The organism is Cronobacter condimenti 1330, assembly GCF_001277255.1.
GTDB classification, from domain to species: Bacteria; Pseudomonadota; Gammaproteobacteria; order Enterobacterales; family Enterobacteriaceae; genus Cronobacter; species Cronobacter condimenti.
Genome location: NZ_CP012264.1, coordinates 295,734 through 311,442, shown reverse-complemented (window position 1 = coordinate 311,442; position 15,709 = coordinate 295,734). Strand labels below are relative to the sequence as shown.

Below are 15,709 nucleotides of genomic sequence, written 5' to 3'. Positions count from 1 at the left end.
TTAGCGGGGGCTGACTACTCTTCGTCGTCGCCGTCGACATGCTCGCGGATGAGCGTCATAAAGGGACGCCCGAAGCGCTCCAGTTTCCGGGTGCCGACGCCGTTGATACCAAGCATTTCGCCCGGGCTTAGCGGCATCTGTTCGGCCATTTCAATCAGCGTCGCATCGTTAAAGACGACATAAGGCGGAATGTTCTCTTCGTCAGCGATGGCTTTACGTAACTTCCGAAGCTTCGCAAACAGCTTGCGGTCGTAATTGCCGCCATAAGATTTCTGCGCCACGCGCGGCTTTAGCGCTGCGACACGCGGCACTGCAAGCATCAACGGGGTTTCGCCGCGAAGGAACGGGCGCGCCGCCTCAGTGAGCTGTAACGCCGAATGCTGGGCGATATTTTGCATGACCACACCAAGATGAATCAGCTGGCGGATAACGCTTACCCAGTGCTCCTGGCTTTGATCGCGCCCGATACCATATACCTTGAGTTTGTCATGACCGAGTTCACGGATACGCTGGTTATTCGCCCCACGCAGCACGTCCACCACATAACCCATCCCGAAGCGCTGCTCCACGCGCGCAATAGCCGACAGCGCTTTTTGCGCGTCCACCAGGCCATCATAACGGCGCGGCGGATCGAGACAGATATCGCAGTTGCCGCACGGCGCCTGGCGCCCTTCGCCGAAATAGTTCAGCAATACCAGACGACGGCAGGTCTGCGCTTCGGCGAATGCCCCCATTGCGTTGAGCTTGTGGCGCTCAATGTCCTGTAATGGGCCAGGCGCTTTCTCTTCCAGACAACGACGCAGCCAGGCCATATCCGCCGGATCGTAAAACAGCATAGCTTCCGCAGGCAGGCCGTCGCGCCCGGCGCGGCCCGTTTCCTGGTAATAGGATTCAATGTTGCGGGGAATATCGAAGTGCACAACAAAGCGCACGTTGGGCTTGTTAATGCCCATGCCGAAGGCCACGGTCGCCACGACAATCTGCAAATCGTCGCGCTGGAATTTCTCCTGTACCGAGGCGCGTACCTCGTGCTCAAGCCCTGCGTGGTAGGCGGCGGCGCTAATGCCGCGGCTTTGCAGACGCGCGGCGGTGTCTTCCACTTTTGCGCGGCTGTTACAGTAGATGATGCCGGATTTGCCGCGTTGCTCCTGGACATAACGCATGAGCTGATCGAGCGGCTTGAATTTCTCCATCAGCATGTAACGGATGTTCGGGCGGTCGAAGCTGCTGATTTCAATCAGCGGATCGTCAAGCCCCAGCAGGCGCACGATGTCGCGCCGCGTTGTGTCATCTGCCGTGGCGGTCAGCGCCATAAAAGGCACCGCCGGGAAACGCGCGCGCAACTGCCCGAGCGCCGCATATTCGGGGCGGAAATCGTGCCCCCACTGGGAGATACAGTGCGCTTCGTCTACCGCAACCATGGTCAGATTCCAGTAGGTCAGGTTGTCGATGAAGTTATCCATCATCAACCTTTCAGGCGCGATATAAAGCAGACGTACCTGCCCGGTACGACAGCCCGCCATGACGGCCTGCTGCTCGTCGCGGCTTTGCGTGGAATTCAGACACGCCGCGGCCACGCCGTTCGCCAGAAGCTGATCGACCTGGTCTTTCATCAGGGAAATAAGCGGAGAAACCACCACGGTCAGGCCGGTTTTCACCAGTGCCGGGATTTGATAACACAGCGATTTGCCGCCGCCGGTGGGCATCACTACCAGGCAATCGCGCCCTTCAAGCACCGCATCGATAATGGTGGCCTGGCCTGGACGGAACTGCTGATAGCCAAAGGTTTCCTGTAAAACCTGCTTAGCCAGCGTTTCCTGACTGTAAACTTCCGCCTGCGCCACACTCACTCCAGATACTGAAAATAAAACAGGCGCTATTTTCAGCGCCTGCGTCGGAAACTGCAATGCCTCAGAAGAGATCGTTAAGCATAACCCCAAAGCCAAAGCGAGTCTGGTTAAAGTTGTAATCGATTAACGATTCGCCGTAACCGCTGTACAGTTGGGTGTAGAGGCGTACGTGACGGGTGATAGGATAGCTCAGACCAAGCTCCGCACCGCCGTAGCCGGTGTTCCAGTTGTACTGGCCTTTCAGGCTCCAGATGGCCTCGCCCCACTGATACCCTACCTTGAGCTGGTAGTAGCCCATGTATTTGGTGATATCACGGTTGTCGTCGGTGTCGCCAATTACGTACCACGGCTTCACTTCCATCAGCCAGTTGTCGTTTTGTGCCATCAGGCGGGTATACAGGCGGTTCCAGCTTCGGGATGTCGGGTCTGAGCGGCCATTCGACTGGTGGTTATAACCAAATTCCACGTCGCGCAGCGTCCAGCCCGCCAGTTCATAATCCGTCGCAAACCCTAAGAACAGCTGCGGTTCGTAGTTAGTTTCACGAAACGGCGATGACTGACCGCTGTTAGAGAGCTGCCACCAGGATTTTTGAGTATAAGACCCGCCCAGAACAGAATTCGGCCCCAGGATGCCACGCCAGAAAGGAAACGCCAGGCTCAGCTGGAATTTCACTTCATCTTTACGCGCGTTATCGGTCCAGTCGTAGGACTTAATCGCTTCTTTATTCAGATCGTCGGTGACGGTATAGAGCAGATAGTTACTCTCATAGGGATAGAGCGTAAACGGGTTATCGTGCTCCTGAAGCAGGTTGGCGATGATGCTGCCGCGAACGGCAGGCGCATCATGCACCTCTTTTATCGTGGCTTCCTGTGCTAATGCTGTGCATGGCAGCAAACTTGCCGCCATAAACCAACCCAGAAACGTGCGCATCGGCAATGTTCTCCTGAACGAATATTTCGATGATGAATTATTATCCGGCAGACATTCTACATATTTATTTCGCGTCTGCTTAGTCCTGCTTTCTTAAACTGGAAAGCAACAAATGGGAAGCATAAAATCAACAATCATTTAACCTAATGTGTCCTGTCTTTTGGTCGAGGAAACCATCATGTCCGCAACTCTGCTGACTCCGGAAGCAGCCCTGCAACTGGTCGGCGAAATTTTTGTTTATCACATGCCCTTTAACCGCGCCCTGGGGCTGGAGCTGGAACGCTACGAGAAAGAATATGCCCAGCTCGCGTTCAATAATCAGCCGACGCTTGTGGGCAACTGGGCGCAAAGCATTTTGCACGGCGGGGCTATTGCCTCAGCGCTGGATGTGGCGGCGGGTCTGGTGTGTGTCGGCAGTACGCTGACACGTCACGACAGCATCACCGAAGAGGAGCTACGCCAGCGTCTTTCCCGGATGGGCACCATTGACCTGCGTGTGGACTATTTGCGCCCCGGTCGAGGTCAACGCTTTACCGCCTCCAGCACGCTGCTGCGCGCCGGGAATAAAGTGGCTGTTGCCCGCGTAGAGTTACACAACGAAGAACAGGTTTATATCGCAAGCGCCACGGCCACCTATATGGTGGGGTAGCGGATGCAATACTGATAAACTGCTCACACTTTTTTCGCGATAAGAGTTTCACATGGATGCTAAACAGACGCGTCAGGGGGTGTTATTTGCTCTTGCCGCTTATTTTATCTGGGGCATTGCGCCCGCCTATTTCAAGCTTATTCATATTGTTCCCGCCGATGAAATCCTGACGCACCGCGTGATCTGGTCTTTCTTCTTTATGCTGGGGCTGATTAGCCTGAGCCGTCAGTGGGGATCGGTAAAACGGCTGTTCTCGACGCCCAAAAAGGTGTTCTGTCTGGCGCTTAGCGCGGTGCTGGTCGGCGGCAACTGGCTGCTGTTTATCTGGTCGGTGAATAATCATCACCTGCTGGAGGCGAGCCTGGGGTATTTCATTAACCCGCTGGTCAACGTGCTGTTGGGGATGATTTTCCTCGGCGAGCGTTTTCGCCGGATGCAGTGGTTGGCCGTGCTGCTGGCGGCCTGCGGCGTGCTGGTGCAGCTCTGGACGTTTGGCTCGTTGCCGGTCATCGCGCTTGGCCTGGCGTTCAGCTTCGCGTTCTATGGTCTGGTGCGTAAAAAAATCATGGTAGACGCGCAGACCGGGATGTTGATAGAAACCCTGTGGCTGCTGCCCGTCGCGGCGATTTATCTCTTCGGCATTGCCGACAGTCCGACCAGCCATATGGGCAGCAACCCGTGGTCGCTAAATCTGCTGCTGATGGCTGCAGGCGTGGTCACAACCATTCCGCTGCTCTGCTTTACGGCGGCGGCGACGCGTCTGCGTCTCTCCACGCTCGGTTTTTTCCAGTACATCGGCCCGACGCTCATGTTTTTACTGGCTGTCATCTTCTACGATGAAGTGCCAGGCCCGGATAAAATGGTCACCTTCGGGTTTATCTGGCTGGCGCTCGCGATTTTTATTATGGACGCTCTGTATACCCAGCGGCGCTCGCGTCGTAGTTAAGCACGTACTGCCACAGCAGGGCGTTAGTTCGCCTTGCTGTTAGCACTTACACCATATCCCCCCAACGCTCACCTACTGATATTTGCCGGTCTCGCGCCTTGCAACACAAGGGGTCGTGCTTATAATTCCGCTTTTACGCGTTGAGCCTTCTCTCCGGCAATCAGAAGGCGTGAAAGGTATTTTAATGTCAGCCCTGCTTGCTTTCTTTTTCCCGCCGCGTACGGCCAGAATGCGACGCCTGCCTTATCTGGCGTGGCTTATCGGTTTGCTGTTCGGCCTGTGCCTGATACTGGCGTTCGCGCCTGACGATGTGGCGCTGGCTCTCGTTTTAATTTCGCCCTTGCTGTATTACCGCGCTGGCGCATTGCGCGCGCGTGACGCCGGACTGAAAGCGCGCAATTATCTGTTCTATTCACTGGCAATGTGGATTGCCGGGATAGTCATCGCTTATCTGCGCGGTTTCGAGCCAGGCAGCACAGAATACCTGACGTTCGGCGGCAGTTTTCAGGTTGTGATGACGCTGCTGCTGCTGGCTGCACCGGCGCCTGGCGTCGCAAAAAAAGTGCAATAAAATCGGGCGGTAATGTCGCTCACCCCAGCAAAATTTCAGGCATTAAGGAGCCTTCAGGATGTCCAGCATGGAAAACAATAAAAACCACTACGACTTTATGGCAGACGAGAAGTTAAGCGATAAATGGAAAACGCGCTTTACGTTCATTGAGGAGCATGGTTATCCTGGCGTTCTTTTCCCGACCCCGGAGTGGAGTGGCGCGCTGAAAAAGATGGGCTTTATGGCACGCCTTAAGGTGATGATCAATTTCTTCACTTACTTTTTCTCCTTCATTTATCTGGCTATCCTTGGCCTGTGGAAGAAAAGTATTATTTGCGTGATAGCCTTTTTCATCGTCGGTTTTATTACCGTGCTGCTGGGGATAAAAGGACTGATCTATATCGTACCGATCTATTTTGCCTTACGTACCAACACCTGGTATTACGATCTGAAAGTCAAAGGCAAGCAGGACTGGAGCCTGTAAGGGTCTGCGCATTGCGCCATAAAAAAGCCTCTTCTGTTGAAGAGGCTTTTTCGCATTTACAGCCAGTTCTTGCGCTTGAAGTAGAGATACGGCGCGAGGCCAGCCAGCAGCATGGCGACAATCGCGGCGGGATAGCCATAGCTCCAGTGCAGTTCCGGCATAAACTCAAAGTTCATGCCGTAGCTGGACGCCACCAGCGTCGGCGGCAGGAAGACGACGGACACCACCGAGAAGATCTTGATGATGCGGTTCTGCTCGATATTGATAAAGCCCATCGCCGCCTGCATCAGGAAGTTCACCTTCTGGAACAGCGACTCATTGTGCGGCAGCAGAGATTCGATATCGCGCAGGATCTCACGCGCCTGCTCTAACTGGCCGCCCGGCAGGCGAGCTTTACGCACCAGGAAGTTCAGCGCGCGCTGGGTATCCATCAGACACAAACGCACTTTCCAGCCGGTATCTTCCAGCTCCGCAAGCGTTGAGAGCGCCTCGTCATACTCGTCACCCTGATGTCCTTCCATGATGACCCGGCTCAGGTTTTCAAGATCGCTGTAGATGTTTTCTATCTCGTCCGCCAGCTGTTCAATTTTCGTTTCGAACAGATCCAGCAGCAGTTCATAGGCGTTGCCGTCCATCATGGACTGGCTGCGTGCGCGCATACGATAGAGACGAAACGCAGGCAGCTCACGCTCGCGCAGGGTAAACAGACGGCCATTGCGGATAGTGAACGCCACGGTGGAGTTACCGCCGTGATCTTCCGCGTCTTCATAAAAGAAAAACGAGTGAATGTGCAGCCCATCTTCATCTTCGAAGAAACGCGCGGAGGCTTCGATATCCTCCAGTTCCGGGCGTGTCGCCAGGCTTTGGTCAAGTTCCGTTTGCACGCGCTGTCGTTCGCTCTCTTCCGGCTCCACCAGGTCAATCCAGATGGAATCTTTTAGCGAAACGGCCTCGTCAACTTCGAGGCGGGACAGTTTGTTGTTTTCCAGTTGAAATGCGCTCAGCATGACCGGGACTCCCAAAAAAACAAATTCTGGACAGTTCGGTTGGGCACACAGAAACAGATTGGGTTTCAGACCATTAAACAGCCTGACTCAGCGCGACGGGAGAGAAAACAGTCGCTGACAACCACTAAGGCCATCAGCGTAAGAGGATAGCCTTAGGAGTTGTTCCTGTTTGACAGGGTTTTGAGCCAGCATCTACTGGGTGTGTCCAAGGCGAATGTCCTCTTAGCGTAATCGTGGGCGCATGTTACGCCACCAAAAATTAGGCGTCAACACGTACACTTAAGATAAAACACCTCAATGATTCACGGGAATTATAGTGCCTGCGGGCACGTTTTGCCGGAGCGTTTTCGTTCCGAGTGGCGTCCCTTTTGGGGCGATTATCGCCGCGCGAGATGACAGAAAATCCGGCCTGCGGGTGAAGGAAAGAAAAAGGCCGCGGGCGCGACGCGCCAGCGGCCTGGTAACGGTGTTACGAAATGATGAGGCGTCAGACGGTTTCCAGCCGGGCGTAGGCCGCCACCAGCCATTTAATCCCTTGTCCGTTGAACGCTACCTGCAGGCGACTGTGTTCGCCGCTGCCTTCAAGGTTGACTATCGTGCCTTCGCCGAATTTCGGGTGGCGTACCCGCTGGCCAAGCTTATAACCAGAATCGTTCTGCGTAACCGGCGCGCCCAGCTGTTTATGGCTGACAGGACGGCTAATACTTGCGCGCAGGCGCACCTCTTCCACGCAGCCCTCCGGCAGTTCGGCAATAAAACGCGACGGGCGATGATAGGCCTCTTTACCATACAGACGACGGGTTTCCGCATAGGTCAGCGTCAGCTTCTGCATGGCGCGGGTAACGCCCACATAGGCCAGACGCCGTTCTTCCTCCAGACGGCCGCCTTCATCCAGCGCCATCTGGCTTGGGAACATCCCTTCTTCCATACCCACGATAAACACCTGCGGGAACTCCAGCCCTTTGGCGGAGTGCAGCGTCATCAGTTGCACCGCGTCCTGCCAGGCATCAGCCTGCCCTTCGCCCGCCTCAAGTGCTGCATGGGACAAAAATGCCTGCAGCGGCATTAAATCTTCGTCTTCTTCGTTGTAGCTGAACTGGCGCGTCGCGGTCACCAGTTCCTCTAAGTTTTCGATGCGGGCCTGGCCTTTCTCGCCTTTCTCTTGCTCATACATCAGCCACAAACCGGAATCTTTAATCACCCGATCGGTCTGGACATGTAGCGGCATATCGATGGTTTCATGGGCCAGCGCCTCGATAAGCTCAAGGAAACGCTGGAGCGCGCTCGCGGCGCGTCCGGCCAGCGCTTTCTCCTGCAACAGGTGGCGGCTCGCCTGCCAGAGCGTCATCTGACGGTCACGCGAGGTATGGCGCACGACATCCAGCGTGCGATCGCCAATGCCGCGTGTTGGCGTATTCACCACGCGCTCAAAGGCCGCATCGTCGTTGCGATTAGCGATAAGACGCAGATATGAGAGCGCGTCTTTGATTTCCTGGCGTTCGAAGAATCGCATACCGCCGTAAATACGATACGGCATGCTCGCCTGTAACAGCGCCTCTTCCAGCACGCGCGACTGGGCGTTGCTGCGATAGAGGATCGCGCAATCCTGTAGCGCGCCGCCGTTCTCCTGCCACACCTTGATGCGGTTCACGACAAAGCGCGCTTCGTCCAGTTCATTAAACGCACAGTACAAGGAGATCGGGTCCCCGTCGCTGCCGTCGGTCCACAGCTCTTTACCAAGACGCCCGGCGTTATTGGCGATAAGGGCGTTGGCGGCGTTCAGGATATTGTTGGTCGAGCGGTAGTTTTGCTCAAGACGGATGGTCTGCGCCCCCTGGAAATCGTTCAGGAAGCGCTGGATGTTTTCTACCTGCGCGCCGCGCCAGCCGTAAATCGACTGGTCATCGTCGCCCACGATCATCACTTTGCCCGTCTCGCCCGCCAGCATACGGATCCAGGCATACTGAATGCCGTTGGTGTCCTGGAACTCGTCCACCAGAATGTTGGTGAAGCGCTCGCGGTAGTGATTCAGAATGTGCGGTTTATTAAGCCATAACTCATGAGCGCGCAGCAGCAGCTCGGCGAAATCCACCAGGCCCGCGCGGTCACACGCCTCCTGATACGCCTGATAGACTTTCTGCCAGGTCTGCTCAACCGGGTTACCGTAGCTCTGAATATGGTGCGGGCGCAGGCCCTCGTCTTTTTTGCCGTTGATGTACCACATCGCCTGGCGCGGCGGCCACTGTTTCTCATCAAGGTTCATCGCCTTGATGAGACGTTTGAGCAGACGCAGTTGATCTTCGCTGTCGAGGATCTGGAAATCCTGCGGCAGACTGGCGTCCATATGGTGTGCGCGCAGCAGACGGTGGGCGAGCCCGTGAAACGTTCCGACCCACATGCCGCCCTGGCTGGTGCCCATGAGTTGACCGATACGGTGGCGCATTTCCGCCGCCGCTTTGTTGGTGAAGGTCACCGCCATAATGGAATACGGCGAACAGTTTTCTACCATGAGCAGCCAGGCGATACGATGCACCAGCACGCGCGTCTTTCCGCTGCCCGCGCCTGCCAGCACCAGCATATTGCTGCGCGGCGCGGCTACGGCTTCGCGCTGTTTATCGTTAAGGCTGTCGAGCAGGTAAGAAACGTCCATTGGCACCGCCGCGTTAAAAACATGAAAAACACAAAGCACCCGCAGGTGCCTCGCAGCCCAGGTTTATGTGATGACACGGCGGCGACGCATAACGACGCTCGCCAAAAACCTGGAATTATATACAGAGTGGTGATGATTATATCAGCGAGGTCAGGGATGCCAACCGCGAAATCTCCAGATGCGGCAACAAACGGCTGTCATCTATCTGCATCAGGTCGGCGTCCAGCAGGTTTATCCAGCACGCCTGGACACCCGCGCGGATAGCGCCCGCGACGTCAGTCGTGAGGTCGTCGCCCACATGCAGGATAGTCTGCGGCGCGATGCCGAGCTTTTGCGCGGCAAGATGATACATATCGCTGTAAGGCTTGGCGCGGCCATGCGGGCCGGCGCGCAGCACAAACTGGAACAGACCGCCCAGACCAAACTGCTCCGGTTCAGCGTTGCCGTTAGTGATGGCCACCAGCGGCCACTTTTTCGCAAGTTGTTGCAGCGCCGCCAGGTTTTCCGTTGGCACCTCAATGCGGCTGCGCCAGCGGGCGAAATTCAGCATCGCCTCGTTCGCGCCCTGTGATGCTTCGTGCGCGGAAAGCCCCGCTTCCAGCATCACCTGCTCAATCGCGCGTCGCCGCCACTCGGTCACATCGTGGTAAATCTCCGGCTCCTGCTGGCGCAAGGCCGTACGGGCGCGGTGGAGGTCAGCAGCGGTAAAAGCGTTGAGGCGCGGATGGTAGCGCTGCATAAACGTCAGCGTTTCCTGCTCGGTGCGGGCAATAACCGGACGGTTATCATAAAGTGTATCGTCAAGATCGAACGTCAGGGCAGCAATCTCGCCGAGCGGCCGGTAAAAGTACATTACGGTTTCCCCCGTCTGGCGCGTGGATGCGCCGCGTCGTATACCGAAGCTAAATGCTGAAAATCTAAATGGGTGTAGATCTGGGTGGTCGACAAATTCGCGTGGCCAAGCAGCTCCTGAACCGCACGCAGATCGCCGCTTGATTCCAGCATATGCGTAGCGAAGGAGTGGCGCAGCTTATGCGGATGCACATGGCTGTTCAGCCCCTGCTTGATGCCCCACTCCGCAAAACGTTTCTGCACGTTGCGCGCCGAAATACGCTTGCCCTGTTTTGATAAAAACAGCGCGTCATCGTCGGGGCCGAACAGCTCGCGCAGGTTGAGCCAGTGTTCAATCCAGGCTACCGCGCTGCGCCCTATCGGCAGACGTCGCTCTTTACTGCCTTTACCCATCACCCACACTTCGCCGCTGGCGAGGTCGAGATGGTTGCAATCGATATTCACAAGCTCGGAGAGACGCAACCCGGCGCCGTACATGATCTCCAGCATCGCGCGGTCGCGTACCGCCAGCGGATCGTTAAGATCAATATCCAGCAGCCGGTTCACGTCGTCTACGTCGATATTTTTCGGCAGATGGCGCGGCGTTTTTGGCGTGCTGATGCCTTTTGCCGGGTTGGCCTTAAGCTCTCCCTGGCTAACCTGCCAGTCAAAAAAACTGCGTAGCGCCGAGAGCCGCAGGGCAAGGCTTGATGGCCCAAGCCCCGTGCGACGACTGCGTACCGCCAGCGAACGAACCATCGCGGCATCGCACTGCGCCCAGCTTTTCAGCCCCGCCTCGCCGGCAAGCGTCACGAGCGCCGCCAGTTGCCTTTCATAATTAACGAGCGTCACCGGGCTTAGCTGGCGCTCTACTTTCAGGTAACGCAGAAAGCGCGCAACGGCGGGCTGTAAGGGCGAATCGGTCATAGGCGTTCTATCCAGCGCTCCAGCAGATCGGGCAGCATCAGCGACAATTCATGCAGGAGCTGCGTCCCCTGGCCTTGTTGATAATGCTGCGGGTCGCGGCTGCTGAACACCAGCACGCCGAGCTCGCCATGTTCGCCAAGCAGCGACATCGCCACCGACCCGACGGCTTTCGCGTCTGGCAAGACCACGAGCAGTTCTGGACCGTTCAACGGGCCGAGATAATGCGTTTGCTGGCCAAGACGCTGAATACGCACCGGCTCAAACGCCTGCCGCGACAGCGCCAGATGGGTAAAACCCGACGGCGCGCCGAGCCGCCAGCGTTCCGGGAAGAGGCGAATGCTCGCGCCCGCAAGGCCCATATCGCGCGCCCAGCGGTGCAGTCTGTCGAGCATCTCCTGCAAGCTGTTTGCACTGGCAAGCCGCCCCTGTAATTTCAGCAGGCGATAGAACAGCCCTTCGTTGGCGCTCGCCTGTTCCATCAGCAACGTCATGTTTTCTTCCAGTTCGTTGATGTGGTTGCGCGCGCGCGCCATGTGCCATTCCACAAGCGAAACGGAGCCGCGTACCGGATGCGGCACGCGGATCTGCTCAACCATTGTGGCGTTGCGGATAAAAAAATCGGGATGGCGCAGCAGATAGTCGAGCACCGCGTCATCGTCGAGCGCCGCCAGCGTCTCCTGCTGTTCTCCAGCCTTACTCATAAGTGAATAAATCCATCATAAACGTGGGTGGCTGGACCGGTCATAAAGAGCGGATTGCCGGGCCCTTTCCAGGCGATATCCAGCCGACCGCCGGGTAAATCAACGCGCACCTGTGCCGCCAGCAGCCCCTGTTGAATGCCGACCGCGACCGCGCCGCAGGCTCCGCTGCCACAGGCCTGAGTTTCACCAGCGCCGCGTTCAAACACGCGCAGCCGGATATGTTCCGGGTTCATCACCTGCATAAAACCGATATTCGCGCGCTCCGGGAACCGTTCGTGGCTTTCCATCAACGGCCCTAGCGTTTCCACCGGCGCAGTGCTGACGTCATCAACCTGAATCACACAGTGCGGGTTACCCATCGACACTACCCCGCACAGCACGGTCTGCTCGGCAGCGCGCATGATGTAGGTCTTTTCGGCTTTATTGGCGCGAAACGGCACCAGCGACGGGTCGAACACCGGCTCGCCCATGTTCACTCGCACCAGTTCGTCTTCGTTCACGGTTAACACCATCCGCCCATTCGCCGTGCTGACGCGAATATCGCGCTTGTTCGTAAGCCCTTTCAGGCGCACAAACCGGGCGAAACAGCGCGCACCGTTGCCGCACTGGGACACTTCGCTGCCGTCGGCGTTAAAAATGCGGTAGTGAAAATCGAGTTCGGGATCGTAAGGCGGCTCAACGATCAGCAGCTGATCAAACCCGACCCCATGATGTCTGTCCGCCAGACGACGGATCATTTCAGGGGAAAAGAAGACGTTTTGCGTCACCGCGTCCACGACCATAAAGTCGTTACCCAGGCCATGCATTTTAGAGAACTGCATTGTTGTACTCCGTTTGCGCGGTTACGAATAAGGTTACTGGGTGCTTACCTGCGTCGGGCCATCGGTATCGCCACGGTTGTTGGTGTCCGGGATCGTCGTCTGGGTTTCCTGCACTGGCGCTTTCTGCGGCTGGGCTTTGCTGTCTGCTGGCGGGAAGTAAAGCGGGCCTTTCAGACCGCAGCCGGTGAGGCTAAACAGCGCCAGCATCACGGCCAGAGAGCGAAAAATCGTTTTCATTTATCGGTGCCTGTTGTTCATTCATCTGTTTTCTATCATCGCAGGTGAACATGCAAAAGCAAGAGTTTGCGTAACGCGGGATGACACAAAAGCCGTTCCGGCCGCCGGTTTCTATTCCCCGCTATTGCTTTTATACTGCCGCCATTGCGTACAACAGGAAGCAGATATGAACGACAGTGAATTTCACCGCCTGGCCGATGGCCTGTGGATGACGATTGAAGAGCGTCTTGACGAGTGGGACGGCGACAGCGATATCGACTGTGAAATCAACGGTGGCGTGCTGACGCTCTCGTTTGAAAACGGCAGTAAAATCATTATTAACCGTCAGGAGCCGCTGCATCAGGTGTGGCTGGCGACCAAACAGGGCGGTTATCACTTTGATTATAAAAATGATGAGTGGATTTGCGATCGCAGCGGCGAGGAGTTCTGGTCTCTGCTGGAAACCGCCGCTACGCAGCAGGCGGGCGAGGCGGTCAGCTTTCGTTAATCAGGACTGATATTGCTGCAAAAGCGGCGTGGCGCTGTCATCATCTTTGAGCGGCGTCACGGCGTTGATGGTCTGACTGCGGAACGGGATCACCTGCTGGCGGCCATCGACCTTCACTATTTGATAGAACTGCGGCAGGTTGAAGTTTACGAAGCTTGAGCCGTAGGTAAAGCGGTCATGCGAAGACGAATAGAACCGGCTCACATCGCGCACCAGCTCCTCTTTACTGCCTTCACAGTGGTGATACACCTCGGCACGATTACTTTCATCGAGAATATAGATGTTAAAGCCGTCGTCATTCGTCTCTTCAAAGAAGAATTGAATAATCCCTTCGCTTGCAAAACCATCCACCACCGATGGCAGCTGAACATGGTCGGTTTCCACCTGAACGGAAAGCCCGTGCAGTTTGTTATGTGAAATCGCGCCGTAAAACTCAATGGCGTTTTCCAGCTTCTGTACCGAGACGTTGAGACGCTCAAAGAACAGCCCCCAGGTCTGCCCCGCCACGCGCAGCGCTTTGAAGCGGCCCGGTTCAAGGCGAGTGCTGGAGAGGCGGAACTCGATGCATTCGGACACCAGCTGCTGTACGCGCGTACGAATAAGCCCGCGCAGATGCTGGCTATAGCAGAACACTTCTACGCTGTCTGGCGGCGCGGCGTCCTGATGCATTTTGCCGAGGATGGTTTTCAGCGCTTCGATCATCGCCTGCTCACCATTAAAGTGCAGCGTACGCACTTCATTCCACGAGTTACGATAGAGCAGATCGATACTGCCGATAAGACACTGCTGCTGCTCGCCGAAGCTGAACACGTCGAGTTTACGGAAATCGAAATGCACAACCTGATTGCGAAACGCGGCCGTTGGGTCATATTCGAGGTTAACGATAATCGCCAGATGGCGAATTTCGCACGGACTGTAGAGCGCTTTCGGCGTCGGCGCGGGCAGACGCAGCGGGAAGTGGTGCGACACGTCGGCCACCAGTTCCTGCAATTTCGGCAAGTCGCAAATCCCGTTGCCCTTAATAAACAGACGGGTGCGTGACGTCAGCAGGCCGTTAAACCAGGCCCAGGCCACCAGTTTATTAAGATAACGGTTATATTCCAGCGGCTGATGGCTGATGATGGAATCCATGCTCGGCGCGCGGTTGTAGAGATACCAACCTGTACGGTTAGCGCGTCCCGGCGGCACGTGGATGAAAGTCAGCGTCGGCTCAGAGAGATCAGGCGAAATCTGCGGGTTCACCAGCGTCACTTTGCCCGGCAGCGCTTCAAACGCGGCGTAAAGCTTACGCGTCAACACGCCGATATCCTGCGGGCTTGCGCTCACGCTCAGGTTATTGCGGCGCGCAAAGCGAATCAGATTGCGGTAACTCTGCATCATCGCATCGAGCAATTCGTTATGCGCTTCACGTACCTGGTCGATTTTCCAGTTAGCGCGGTTGTCGAGCATCGTCAGGCGCGCCTCGTCCCAGCCCCACTCTTTCACGAGCTGGCTTAACACTTCACGACGCCAGCCCACGCAGGCGCGCTCGCGCGACAGTTTTTCGCACACTTTCAGGTAGAAGCAGCGGCGCACAAGATCCAGACGCGCGGTATCTTCAATTTGCGTCAGATAATGCGTGACGCGCTCCAGCATCATGCAATACGGATCGAGACCGAAAGAGACGATTTCGCCATCGTGAAGACGCTGTTTGATATCTTTCGCGAGCAGGCGAGTATTCGGATATTCCCAGGAATACGCTTCCAGCAGCAGCGTTTTGAGCACGGCTTTATAAGGGGAATCGATACTTTTATAGAGCTGCCAGAGGCTTGCGCCGAAATACTCTTCAGCTGACAGAGAGCTAAGGCCGCCCAGATCCAGCCACTCGTTCGGCGTCAGCACGCCCTGGGCGTAGAGCGTCATAACGTAATCGTCGTAATGCTCTTCTTCATCGCCCGGCACCATGTTCCACAGGATGCGCTTGCCGGCCATACGTACGGCGGTGCGGTAAAATTCATCCAGCAACAAAATGTGCTGCGTGGAACCGCAATCTTCGCCGCCCAGGCTGCCGCTTGCGTTATGGCGGAAGCGGTTTTCATCAATCAGGAAGAAAGAGACTTCGACACCCAGTGACGCCGCCCAGGTCTCCAGCAGACTGCATTTACGCTGCAGCAACTGACGCTCGTCGTTATCAAGCCAGGCCTGGTGACAGACCCAGATGTCGAGATCGGATGAACAACTCTGCCCTACGGAGGAGGTGCTGCCCATCGAATAGATAGCGGTAATCGGTAACTCGCCCTTCACGGTCTGCTGCGCAGGCATACCGCGCTGCGTTTCCAGCTCGTTCAGATAATGGCGTTGGGTTTCATCAGGCGTGTAGAGGCAAATGCCGTAGGGAACGTTACCTTCAAGGTATCCCGGCATTAGCGGATGGTGATAATGCAGCAATGTAGGCAGCAGACTGTAAACCTGTTGGAAAGCAGGTCCCATGGCAGCAAGCGCGCGATCCACACGCAATTGATTGATGGCATCCAGTCTCTGTTTCAGAGTCTCAATATAGAGGTACAAGACGTATCGCCTGATGGTTACAGAATGTAAACGATGTTCACCGTTGTATCGCCCTTGTGATTATGGTGTGACGGACGGACAAATGGTTTAA

The 15,709-nt window shown here is 56.2% G+C and carries 16 protein-coding genes; 5 read left to right on the top strand and 11 right to left on the bottom strand.

The window, feature by feature from the left end; genetic code table 11:
* Nucleotides 1–14: 14 nt before the first annotated feature.
* Both recQ and pldA read right to left on the bottom strand, forming a co-directional pair.
* Nucleotides 15–1,844 carry an ATP-dependent DNA helicase RecQ gene (gene recQ / locus AFK62_RS01445; protein WP_007671110.1) on the bottom strand — a complete coding sequence of 610 codons (1,830 nt, stop codon included), beginning with the start codon at nt 1,842–1,844 and terminating at the stop codon, nt 15–17.
* Between the two features lie 67 nt (nt 1,845–1,911).
* The gene (pldA, locus tag AFK62_RS01440) at nt 1,912–2,781 is read right to left on the bottom strand and encodes a phospholipase A (RefSeq protein WP_007671108.1); all 870 of its coding nucleotides are present in this window, start codon (nt 2,779–2,781) and stop codon (nt 1,912–1,914) included.
* A 178-nt stretch (nt 2,782–2,959) separates the two neighbouring features.
* On the opposite strand from pldA, the gene yigI reads away from it, so the two are divergent.
* From yigI to AFK62_RS01420, 4 genes are all read left to right on the top strand, one after another.
* A complete protein-coding gene (gene yigI, locus AFK62_RS01435; RefSeq protein WP_007671104.1) occupies nt 2,960–3,430 on the top strand; it encodes an acyl-CoA thioesterase YigI in 471 nt (156 codons plus the stop codon).
* Nucleotides 3,431–3,482: 52 nt separating this feature from the next.
* Nucleotides 3,483–4,376, top strand: coding sequence for an EamA family transporter RarD (gene rarD / locus AFK62_RS01430; RefSeq protein WP_007671102.1), 894 nt, complete (start codon nt 3,483–3,485; stop codon nt 4,374–4,376).
* Nucleotides 4,377–4,560: 184 nt separating this feature from the next.
* Nucleotides 4,561–4,947, top strand: coding sequence for a hypothetical protein (locus AFK62_RS01425; RefSeq protein ID WP_032984343.1), 387 nt, complete (start codon nt 4,561–4,563; stop codon nt 4,945–4,947).
* Between the two features lie 58 nt (nt 4,948–5,005).
* Nucleotides 5,006–5,410: a DUF2628 domain-containing protein gene (locus AFK62_RS01420; protein WP_007671096.1), complete on the top strand. Its 405-nt coding sequence runs from the start codon at nt 5,006–5,008 to the stop codon at nt 5,408–5,410.
* A gap of 56 nt (nt 5,411–5,466) precedes the next feature.
* Here the strand turns inward: AFK62_RS01420 and corA are convergent, their stop codons facing one another.
* From corA to lptM, 8 genes are all read right to left on the bottom strand, one after another.
* The gene (gene corA, locus AFK62_RS01415) at nt 5,467–6,417 is read right to left on the bottom strand and encodes a magnesium/cobalt transporter CorA (RefSeq protein WP_007671093.1); all 951 of its coding nucleotides are present in this window, start codon (nt 6,415–6,417) and stop codon (nt 5,467–5,469) included.
* Between the two features lie 152 nt (nt 6,418–6,569).
* Nucleotides 6,570–6,626: a YsgD/CorL family protein gene (ysgD, locus tag AFK62_RS23040; protein WP_366927576.1), complete on the bottom strand. Its 57-nt coding sequence runs from the start codon at nt 6,624–6,626 to the stop codon at nt 6,570–6,572.
* Between the two features lie 278 nt (nt 6,627–6,904).
* Nucleotides 6,905–9,067: a DNA helicase II gene (gene uvrD, locus AFK62_RS01410; protein WP_032984341.1), complete on the bottom strand. Its 2,163-nt coding sequence runs from the start codon at nt 9,065–9,067 to the stop codon at nt 6,905–6,907.
* A gap of 136 nt (nt 9,068–9,203) precedes the next feature.
* Nucleotides 9,204–9,920, bottom strand: coding sequence for a 5-amino-6-(5-phospho-D-ribitylamino)uracil phosphatase YigB (gene yigB, locus AFK62_RS01405; protein WP_007671088.1), 717 nt, complete (start codon nt 9,918–9,920; stop codon nt 9,204–9,206).
* On the bottom strand, nt 9,920–10,825 hold the full coding sequence (gene xerC / locus AFK62_RS01400) for a tyrosine recombinase XerC (protein WP_007671085.1): 906 nt from the start codon (nt 10,823–10,825) through the stop codon (nt 9,920–9,922). The genes yigB and xerC overlap by 1 nt, the downstream gene beginning before the upstream one ends.
* Nucleotides 10,822–11,526, bottom strand: a complete 705-nt coding sequence (locus AFK62_RS01395; RefSeq protein ID WP_007671082.1) for a DUF484 domain-containing protein — start codon at nt 11,524–11,526, stop codon at nt 10,822–10,824. Before AFK62_RS01395 ends, xerC begins: the two co-directional genes overlap by 4 nt.
* The gene (dapF, locus tag AFK62_RS01390; protein ID WP_007671075.1) at nt 11,523–12,347 is read right to left on the bottom strand and encodes a diaminopimelate epimerase; all 825 of its coding nucleotides are present in this window, start codon (nt 12,345–12,347) and stop codon (nt 11,523–11,525) included. The genes AFK62_RS01395 and dapF overlap by 4 nt, the downstream gene beginning before the upstream one ends.
* A 33-nt stretch (nt 12,348–12,380) precedes the next feature.
* The gene (lptM, locus tag AFK62_RS01385; protein ID WP_007671070.1) at nt 12,381–12,584 is read right to left on the bottom strand and encodes an LPS translocon maturation chaperone LptM; all 204 of its coding nucleotides are present in this window, start codon (nt 12,582–12,584) and stop codon (nt 12,381–12,383) included.
* A gap of 166 nt (nt 12,585–12,750) precedes the next feature.
* Here lptM and cyaY point away from each other — a divergent pair, with 166 nt between their 5' ends.
* Nucleotides 12,751–13,071 carry an iron donor protein CyaY gene (gene cyaY, locus AFK62_RS01380; RefSeq protein ID WP_007671066.1) on the top strand — a complete coding sequence of 107 codons (321 nt, stop codon included), beginning with the start codon at nt 12,751–12,753 and terminating at the stop codon, nt 13,069–13,071.
* On the opposite strand, the gene cyaA is transcribed toward cyaY, so the two are convergent.
* Nucleotides 13,072–15,618, bottom strand: coding sequence for a class I adenylate cyclase (cyaA, locus tag AFK62_RS01375; protein ID WP_007671063.1), 2,547 nt, complete (start codon nt 15,616–15,618; stop codon nt 13,072–13,074).
* Nucleotides 15,619–15,709: the final 91 nt, after the last annotated feature.